General features: G+C 51.2%; 8 protein-coding genes. 1 reads left to right on the top strand and 7 read right to left on the bottom strand.

Annotation, left to right across the window (positions count from 1 at the left end):
- The first annotated feature begins 78 nt into the window (after positions 1-78).
- Complete coding sequence (gene kapD, locus ALO_RS15505; protein WP_004097629.1) at positions 79-696, top strand: 3'-5' exonuclease KapD; 618 nt, start codon at positions 79-81, stop codon at positions 694-696.
- Here the strand turns inward: kapD and ALO_RS15510 are convergent.
- The 7 genes from ALO_RS15510 to putP form a co-directional block, all read right to left on the bottom strand.
- Positions 693-1,535, bottom strand: coding sequence for a tetratricopeptide repeat protein (locus ALO_RS15510; RefSeq protein ID WP_004097630.1), 843 nt, complete (start codon positions 1,533-1,535; stop codon positions 693-695). The two genes, kapD and ALO_RS15510, sit on opposite strands and share 4 nt — an antisense overlap.
- 32 nt (positions 1,536-1,567) lie before the next feature.
- On the bottom strand, positions 1,568-2,995 hold the full coding sequence (locus ALO_RS21025) for an ArnT family glycosyltransferase (RefSeq protein WP_004097631.1): 1,428 nt from the start codon (positions 2,993-2,995) through the stop codon (positions 1,568-1,570).
- Positions 2,992-3,708 carry a polyprenol monophosphomannose synthase gene (locus ALO_RS15520; RefSeq protein ID WP_004097633.1) on the bottom strand — a complete coding sequence of 239 codons (717 nt, stop codon included), beginning with the start codon at positions 3,706-3,708 and terminating at the stop codon, positions 2,992-2,994. The genes ALO_RS21025 and ALO_RS15520 overlap by 4 nt, the downstream gene beginning before the upstream one ends.
- 102 nt (positions 3,709-3,810) lie before the next feature.
- A complete protein-coding gene (locus ALO_RS15525) occupies positions 3,811-4,185 on the bottom strand; it encodes a GtrA family protein (RefSeq protein ID WP_004097635.1) in 375 nt (124 codons plus the stop codon).
- Between the two features lie 287 nt (positions 4,186-4,472).
- On the bottom strand, positions 4,473-5,582 hold the full coding sequence (gene ddlA / locus ALO_RS15530; protein WP_004097637.1) for a D-alanine--D-alanine ligase: 1,110 nt from the start codon (positions 5,580-5,582) through the stop codon (positions 4,473-4,475).
- 83 nt (positions 5,583-5,665) lie between these two features.
- Positions 5,666-6,958 carry an FAD-dependent oxidoreductase gene (locus ALO_RS15535; RefSeq protein WP_004097639.1) on the bottom strand — a complete coding sequence of 431 codons (1,293 nt, stop codon included), beginning with the start codon at positions 6,956-6,958 and terminating at the stop codon, positions 5,666-5,668.
- A gap of 209 nt (positions 6,959-7,167) precedes the next feature.
- Positions 7,168-8,646: a sodium/proline symporter PutP gene (putP, locus tag ALO_RS15540; protein ID WP_004097641.1), complete on the bottom strand. Its 1,479-nt coding sequence runs from the start codon at positions 8,644-8,646 to the stop codon at positions 7,168-7,170.
- Positions 8,647-8,756 lie beyond the last annotated feature (110 nt).

An 8,756-nucleotide genomic window follows, 5' to 3' on the forward strand; every position in this document is an offset into this window, starting at 1 on the left:
AACAGGAAAAGTCGGACAAAGCGGCGAATAGAATATAGGTTCGATTCTGTTAAATGCTAATTGGGAAGGGTGTACTATATGACCGTATTAAGCCGCCAGTTTCTCATTGTGGATTTTGAGTTTACGACCCACCGGAATGGACCAGGCCGCCCCCGGGCCTTCTTTCCCGAGATTATTGAGGCCGGGGCTGTATTGCTAACCCCGCCGGCCTATGAAGCCGGCGATTCTTATCAGAGCTATGTCCGGCCCCGTTTTTTCCCCCGGCTTACCGAGGAGTGCCGCAATATCACTCTGATTCAGCAAAGAGATATTGATGCCGGCATTACCATGGAAAAAATGCTGGAGGATTTAAGCCAAAATTATCGGGCCGGCCTCACCTACATCGTAGCCTGGGGCAACGCTGACCGGGACGTGATCGCCAATGCCTGCGTACGCTATAAAATTGACTGCCCCTTCTCCTGGGATGATTACATCGACCTGGCGGAAGAGTACAAAGTCCTTTATTCATTAGAACGCCTGGCATCCTTGAAATCCGCTCTGATCGAACGGAAAATTACTCAGACCGGTCTCTCTCACCTGGCTCTGGATGATGCCTTGAACACCGCCCAGGTCCTGAAAAAAATGCTGGCTGAAGGCTGGCAGCCGCGCTACCCCGCTGTTTCAGCCGGCAATGTAAATTCTACGGCAATATCTTAAAGCTGACTGCCGCTTTCGTGCTTACGTTTTCGATACATTTGAAAATCTATGACCTTTCTTCTGGCCTGGGCCACAGCTTTGGCGGCGGGGCCCAGCTCGGGGAGATCAGGCTGCAGCTGACGGGCTTGCTCCAGGATATGTTCGGCCTGGTCGAATTGGCCCAGGGCTGAGTGGCAGCGCACCGTGGCCAGCAGAAATTCTACGTCTTCCGGGGAATCTGCCAGCCATTTTTCGTATACCTGCAGGGCTTTGCCGGCTTCGCCGCATTGTTCCAGCACCAGGCCGGCATAGTAAATATCGTCTCGTTCATGGGACGCCAGATTTCGAGCGGCTTCCATGGCTTTCTGAGCCGCCGGCGCCAGTTGATTCAGAGCCAAATGGGCATCCGCCTGGTCCAAAAGTTCCAATGGGTCCTGAGTTTTCACCGCCGCAATCTGCCGCAGAATTTCCTCGTACTGATCCCGGAATTCATAGTCAAACAACATCTCCGCCACGTCCCACAACAAGCAGGTGTCAGCAGGATACAGCTGGCGTATTTGGCTGATATTGCGCTGGGCCAGCATTTCCTGCCCGGATCCGAAATAATAGTCGGTTATCCAAAATAACGCATCTTTTCCTTCATACTGCTGCCGGCCGATTTCCTCTGCATAGCGCTTGGCCAAATCCCAATTTTCGGTGTGCAGCGCAGACGACAAAGCGCATACCAGCACTTCCTCGCCTGTTTCACCGTCAGTCACCAATTTATGCAACAGAAGAAGCGCTTCGGCATAGCGGCCGTCCTCCATGAGACTGCAGGCATGGTGAAACGTTGTTTCTTTAAATAAATCACTGCCGTTCATGCTTTCACTCTCCTTTATCAAGTATCAACCCTTTACTGCGTTACGGCCGAGAGTGTTTTCTCCTGCAGCAAATAGCCATAACAGCGGTAGACTTGAATTTCACGGGTTGTAAACCGGTCCCGGTAATATATTGTATCCACCGGCTCTACCTGCATGAAAATTTTTTCTAGCTCAGGCCTTTGTTCCTTGCTGCCGAAAAATACAGCCCGGTTAATCGTCCTGCCTGCCAGATCCTGCCGCCAGTAATCAAACTGGGAAAATCGCGCCGGGGTCAGGATGTGGACCTGGGGCCGGCCAGCAAGATAATACCATGCCAGGGATGCCGTTTCATAGCTATCGCTTAACACCACATCGCCGGGCTCTACATACCGGCTGCCGGCGTGAAAGACCGAATCCCAGCCCTGCAGCTGCTGCTTCATGATCATCTCACGGGGCAGTCCCGGAAAGAATTCGGGTGATTTGACCAGACTGATGATTAGCAGCGACAGGACCAATCCGGTCGCCACCAACCGGCGGCAGCGAAAACGATCCAGCCAATAGGCCAGGAGGACCACACCGGCAATATACGCCGGAACCGTCCAATTGGCCTCTGATTTTTTAAACAGGGAATGATAGCCGAAAAATAGGAGCGGAAAAGCGAATGTCCAGAATAAAAACGCCAGTCTGGGATCGCTCAGATTCCGCCGCCAATATCTTGCCGCATAATACAGGAGCGCCAGAAAAAACAGGGGATTGAAAACACCCGCCTGAGCGCCGAGAAATTCGACCGCCGTATCCGGGTTAAACACCTTCTGAGCAGCCACGCCATGGTCAAACTGGAAGCGAAAAGATACCCAGTCATGTCCGGCGTTCCAGGCCACCACCGGCAGGAAAACCAAAAACGCCAAAGCGCAGGCTATGTACAGTCGTCCGGACCGGAATACCCGCCGATAAGGCGAGAACAGCAAAAACAAAAATAAGGCGGCAAACAGCAAGACTGCGGTGTATTTTGACATCAGCGCCAGTCCGCCGGCTATTCCGGCGCCATAGAGACAATACGCCCGGTCGTGGAAAATCCCTTGATAAAAAAGGTAGAGCACCAACGACCAGAATAGAAACAGCGGTGAATCCGGGGTAATTACCAGAAATCCGATATGGACCAAGGGTAAAAATAAAAACAATACCAGCGCCAGCTCACCAACCCGGGGTGAAAACATGTCCCGCCCCAAAAGATAAACCAGGAAAGCGGCGCAGGTCGTAGAAAAGACTGCCGCCAAACGAATAAAAAATTCGCTGTCCCCCCCAATAGTGAAGAGGTGGATCAGGTAAGCCACCATAGGCGGATGATCGAAATAGGACCAATCCAAATGCTTGGACCAGATCCAATAATAGGCTTCGTCAAAATGCAGCGGCAGGCTGGCATTATACAACAGGTTCACCGCAATAACAGCGGCAAACAGCCACTTTATCCGTGTCCTCATAACTGAAAATGGTTTTTATCCCGCCGCAGCTTGAGCACCATAAAAACTGCCTCTAAAAAGATCTTGCGCGACATCTTGGATTTGCCAAGAGTTCGGTCTTCAAATACGATTGGAATCTCACGAATCCGGAATCCTTTCAAAAAAGCCCGATAGGTCATCTCAATCTGGAAGGAATAACCATTGGAGCGGATATCCTCTAAATTGAGAGATGCCAGGACTTCCCGCCGGAAACATTTGAAGCCGCCGGTCAGGTCCCGGAAGTGCAGGCCCAGAATCAGACGGGAGTACAAACTGCCGCCCCGGGAGATCATCTGCCGGATCATACCCCAGTTTTTCACGCCGCCACCGGCCACATAACGGCTGCCGATCACCAGGTCAGAATGTTCAATCTCCCGCAGAAAATCCGGAATATAGTCCGGATTGTGGGAAAAATCCGCATCCATTTCAAAGATATACTGATAATCCCGTTCCAAGGCCCATTTAAAGCCGGCGATATAAGCGGTGCCAAGACCCAGCTTGCCGGCCCGCCGCAAAATATGAAGCCGTTCGGCGCATTCTCCCGCCATCAGGTCTTCGACAGCCTTCCCGGTCTGATCCGGGGAATTATCATCGACAACCAAGATATGGATGTCTTTATGCTGAGCCAGTACCTGCGGAATAATCCGGGCAATGTTGTCACGCTCATTATAAGTAGGAATGATTACAAGAATCATGCTTAAACTCCTCCCGGGGACCGTTGAAAAAGGCCCATCTGTCACTTCGGCATTCTGCCCAGATCCGAGACCGCAGATGAGGTTTAGCAACAATCTTATGTATTAATCATTGAATGTAAAGCGGCGGTTCATGACAAAGTTCAACAAGCTCACCAAGCCGATAGCAACCAGTTGGGCCAGTGCTTTGTCCAGGGAAAACGATTCCACTAATGTTTTTAAGATCAGCAGGTTCACTACCAGGTTCAGGACGCTGACCAGGACAAAGCGGCAGTACTTGTCACGGGTGCTTTTATTCCCCTGGCCGCGAAACGTCCATATAAGATTCCAGTAAAAATTGTTGGTCACCGCAAAACAAAAAGCTATGATTGCAGCAGCCAGATAATGCAGCCCGGCATACATGGCCAGGGTATAGACCGCCATGTTGACCACCACGCCGGAGGCCCCGACCAGGGAGAATTTTACAAATGACTTCAGCAAAACCTTCTACTCCTGTCTCATAAAATACGGCATTTTTCACAACGAACAGTCATCTTGCATTCATTTTTGTTTTTTCTCGATTTCTATACGCCAAATGTAATACATTCGCTGATAAACACCGACTTCCTGCCGGTGGAGTAAATATTGCCGCAAGTCTTCTGCTCTTATTTTGCCCTAATTATTTGCTTTACGCCATTGCCCGATGGTCCTATTTAGCGACAAAATAGTTCATAGCATGTAAAAACCCCGGCGGATCTTATCCGGCCGGGGTTGCAGCGTGCTACATCTTACATCTCAACGACAGTCTTATATTTTTGTTCCCGCTCAAACCGTTCCAGCGCCAGTTCGATCAACCGGTCAATGAGTTCGGTATAGGAAATGCCGCTGATTTCCCATAGCTTAGGATACATACTGATCCGGGTGAAACCGGGAATGGTATTGATCTCATTGACGATCAATTCGCCGTTATCTTTAAGGAAGCAGTCCACCCGGCCCATTCCTTCGCAGCAAATGGCTTTAAAAGTCCGGATGGCCATCTGCTGTACCTGAGTCACAATATCAGAAGGCAGTTTGGCGGGGATTTCAAGGCCGGCGCCGTCTTCATCAATGTATTTAGCCTCGTAGGAGTAAAAATCCCGTTTCGGCAGAATTTCTCCCGGCAGCGAGGCGACGGGATCGCTGTTGCCCAGCACCGCACATTCAATTTCCTGGCCTTTGATAAACTCTTCAACGATCACCTTGCTGTCGTATTCCAGGGCGTAGGCCACGGCTTTATCGAATTCTTCTTTGGTGGAGGCCTTGCTGACCCCTACCGACGAGCCCAGATTAGCAGGTTTGACAAAGAGCGGCAGACCCAGTTTTTCTTCTACTTTTTCAAAGCTGGCTTCCGGGTCTTTTACCGTACGGTAATCCACCGCTACGTATTTGGCAATAGGAATGCCGGCATCCCGCAGCAGGCGCTTCATTACGTCTTTGTCCATACCTGCGGCTGAACCTAGTACGCCCGCCCCCACAAAGGGGATATTGGCCAGTTTTAACAGGCCCTGAACCGTCCCGTCCTCGCCAAAAGGTCCATGCAGGATCGGAAAGGCCACATCGATTTGCCCCAAGGATTTGTGGCTGGTTAAATTGAGAAGCTGTTCACTTCTTTCGCCGGGAATCAATGCCACACCCTGATTCGATTTATTCAGTTGGATCAGTTTCGGGTTGTCGGCGTGCAGGAGAACCTGTGATTCCTCGTTGACCTGCCAGCGTCCGGATTTGTCTATCCCGATCAATACTGCTTCATATTTTTCTTTGTTCATCGCATCGAGAACATTCTTGGCTGACTGCAGCGACACCTCATGTTCCGCCGATTTGCCCCCAAAGATAATACCCACCCGGATTTTTTTCTTCATGTGATATCCTCCTACTCTTAACCAAGCGTACATTACATGCGCAAGTATCTACTCTATTGTATTGATTTTAATACAGTAGCATTCTATATTCTTTCGGCAAAAACCCCTTTTAATCCTGCTGTCTCCACCCTGGTTCGGATCTCATGGATATCTGTAGTATAGAGATGTTTTTCTTTCATGCGTTCGAAGTATACCGAACCGGAAAAGGTGTATTTTTGTGTCAGTCCTTGCTTGGTCTGCATGCTTTCCCGGACAAAAGCGATTGCGTCGCCGCAGGCCAGGCTGCCGGGCAGCTCCAGGGCAGATTGGCCCAGGGCGGTGCGCCCGGCGTTATAGCCGGCTAAAGTGCCGGTGATAATGGCCTCGGTATGGCCTACGAGCAGTCCGGCTTTTTCACCGCCGCAGAACACATTGTTCAGTCCCTTCACCTTGAGGGCGTTGTTACGAGGCAGCATGCCCACAAAGCGCATGGAATTTCCTATGCCGCCGGCATAGGGATCTTCAAAGCGGGCGTTCTCAAAGCCGGGAATTTGCCGGAGCAGGTCTAGAGGATAATAGGGGCTCATCAGTTTGGCATGGCCGGTATCCAGGAGGATCACATTCTCGGCGAATTCAGCCAGGGCATACTGCTGACAGGCCTTCTGGCTCAGGGAATCCTTGTTTTTTTGCAGGTTTGGGGGAACGGGCACGATAACCACACCTGTTTCATTCAGTTCTTTGACGATTTCCGGCGCCAGGGAATCTTTGTGAAGCTTGCAGGAACCGCTCATAGCGCCTATTGAGCCGTCGGCCTTGAGGCCGATGATCTCTCTCACGCCGGCTTTGGCGGCAATACTCAGACGGGGGCCGAAGGTGGGACAGCGGTAAATGCACATCACACAACCATAGCCATATTTTGTGCAGTTTCCCGGAGGACCGGCCGTGCCGGCCGCATCGACAAACACGTCTCCCTCAGCCATTATATCACCGTCTTTGCTCGTGGCAATCACCGCTGTTATCCGGTCCCGCTCCTTTTGGATGTCTTTGACCCTGGCCTGCAGCCGCAGGGTAATCCCCGCCTCCCGCAGGACATGGCGGACTTCCGGCTCCGCCCGGGCCACATCATACAGGCTGACGTGCCTGTGCCCCGGGAACATAATATTTTGATGACGCGATACTTTATCGGTGATTGCAAACAACTCACCGCCGCCCAAGGCGATCATTTCCTCTGCGGCTGTAAAGCGCCCGTTGTTGCGCATGATGCCACCCACCAGCCCTGTCCCCAGCAGCATATCGGTCCGTTCAAACAATTCCACCCCGCAGCCGGTTTTTCTCGCCGCCAGCGCCGCAGCACACCCAGCCCACCCCCCGCCGACCACAATGACTTTCGGCGCCATACCATGCCCTCCCTTTTTGATGATTGCGTTCCGATTCTTCTAAATTGGAACTCTTGATTTAGGCTTTGTTAAAGGGTTGCCAAGTATTCAAATAATTAACGGCGGCCAAGCGAACGGGTTGAAAACGCGGTATTGCCGCAATAGACCTTATTAGGCCATGGGACTATGTATATCCGGTTACCCCAAAGAGGTCCGGGAAGGTCTTCCTGCTATCCCTGACGGTTCACTGCCTCAAACTCCGCCTGAATCGTCTGGTCTGGCGGCGCATCCTGCAGGCTGACCAGATAAATCGCCAGACAGGACAAAATGAACCCGGGTACGATTTCGTACAGGCCAAACCAGGCGAATTGCTTCCAGAACAGTACCGTGAGGCCGCCGACAATAATCCCTGCCAGGGCACCGTTTCGGGTCATACGTTTCCAAAACAAAGACAATACAATGGCTGGGCCGAAAGCCGCGCCGAAACCAGCCCACGCATAGGCTACCATGTCTAAAATAAAGTTGTTGGGATTCAGTCCCAGGATCACGGCCAGTACCGATACCAAAGCTACGGTCAAGCGGCTGATCCAGACCAATTCCTTTTCCCCGGCGTCTTTTCTCACCAAGGACTTGTAAAAATCCTGGGAAACAGCTGAAGCCGTCACCAACAGTTGGGAAGAAGCCGTACTCATAATGGCTGCCAACACAGCTGAGAGAATCAATCCGGCAAAAAATGAGGAAAGAATGTCATGAGTCATGACCATAAACACAGTTTCCACATCTGCTCCTGACAGCGGCTGAGTCAGATAAACCCGACCCACCAGCCCCACTAACACCGCGGCCGCCAACGAGAATACCACCCAGGTCATGGCAATATTCGTAGCCTGTTGAATCTCTCCGGTGTCGCGAATAGCCATAAACCGCACCAAAATATGAGGCTGTCCAAAATAGCCAAGGCCCCAGGCCAGCAAGGAAATAATCTCGATGACCGAGACCGTTTTGCCGTCCGGATGGGTAAAAGGATTAAACAATTCGGCATTCAACGACGACAAGGCCGCCAGGGTATCTACAGGACCGCCCATCAACACCGAAGCCGTAATCGGCACCGCCAGAATGGCAAAAAACATCATAACGCCCTGAATAAAATCCGTCCAGCACACGGCCATAAAGCCGCCCAAAAAAGTGTAAAATACAACGACAAACGCTCCCAGAATTAAGGCTGTGGTATAAGGCAGGCCGAACACTGTCTCAAACAGTTTGCCGCCGGCCACAAAGCCGGACGAAGTGTACAGCAGGAAAAAAATCAGAATAAACACGGCGGAAATAATCCGCAACACATTGGAATGATCGTGAAACCGGTTTTGAAAATAATCCGGCACAGTCAAAGAATCATTGGCCACCTGGGTATATTGCCGCAGCCTTTTGGCGATAAACTGCCAGTTCACCCAAGTGCCCAAAATCAGGCCTAAAGCGATCCAACCCGCCTGTAAACCGGCGACATAGGCATAGCCCGGCAGACCCATCAGCATCCAGCCGCTCATATCCGAAGCCTCAGCACTCATGGAAGTGACCCAAGGGCCCAATTGCCTTCCGCCTAGTATGTAATCAGACATGGTTTGCTCTTTCTTCCAGTAATAGATTCCAATGGCCATCATTACGCCCAGATACAGGGCAAAGGCAGCTAAAATACCAGTGCTGTTTTCGATCATATTGATTTCTCCTCATGATTCACGTATAGTTGGGGATTTATCCATAATTTGTAAAACGCAATCTTAGTCCATATATCGCAGTATAATAGAAAACTATCCGGCAGGCAAGT

The organism is Acetonema longum DSM 6540, assembly GCF_000219125.1.
Classification (GTDB): Bacteria; Bacillota; Negativicutes; order Sporomusales; family Acetonemataceae; genus Acetonema; species Acetonema longum.

Coding starts and splice junctions, on each gene's coding strand:
- kapD (WP_004097629.1), top strand. CDS start 79: ATGACCGTATTAAGCCGCCAGTTTCTCATTGTGGATTTTGAGTTTACG.
- ALO_RS21025 (WP_004097631.1), bottom strand. CDS start 2,995: ATGAGGACACGGATAAAGTGGCTGTTTGCCGCTGTTATTGCGGTGAAC.
- ddlA (WP_004097637.1), bottom strand. CDS start 5,582: ATGAAGAAAAAAATCCGGGTGGGTATTATCTTTGGGGGCAAATCGGCG.
- ALO_RS15520 (WP_004097633.1), bottom strand. CDS start 3,708: ATGATTCTTGTAATCATTCCTACTTATAATGAGCGTGACAACATTGCC.
- ALO_RS15535 (WP_004097639.1), bottom strand. CDS start 6,958: ATGGCGCCGAAAGTCATTGTGGTCGGCGGGGGGTGGGCTGGGTGTGCT.
- putP (WP_004097641.1), bottom strand. CDS start 8,646: ATGATCGAAAACAGCACTGGTATTTTAGCTGCCTTTGCCCTGTATCTG.
- ALO_RS15510 (WP_004097630.1), bottom strand. CDS start 1,535: ATGAACGGCAGTGATTTATTTAAAGAAACAACGTTTCACCATGCCTGC.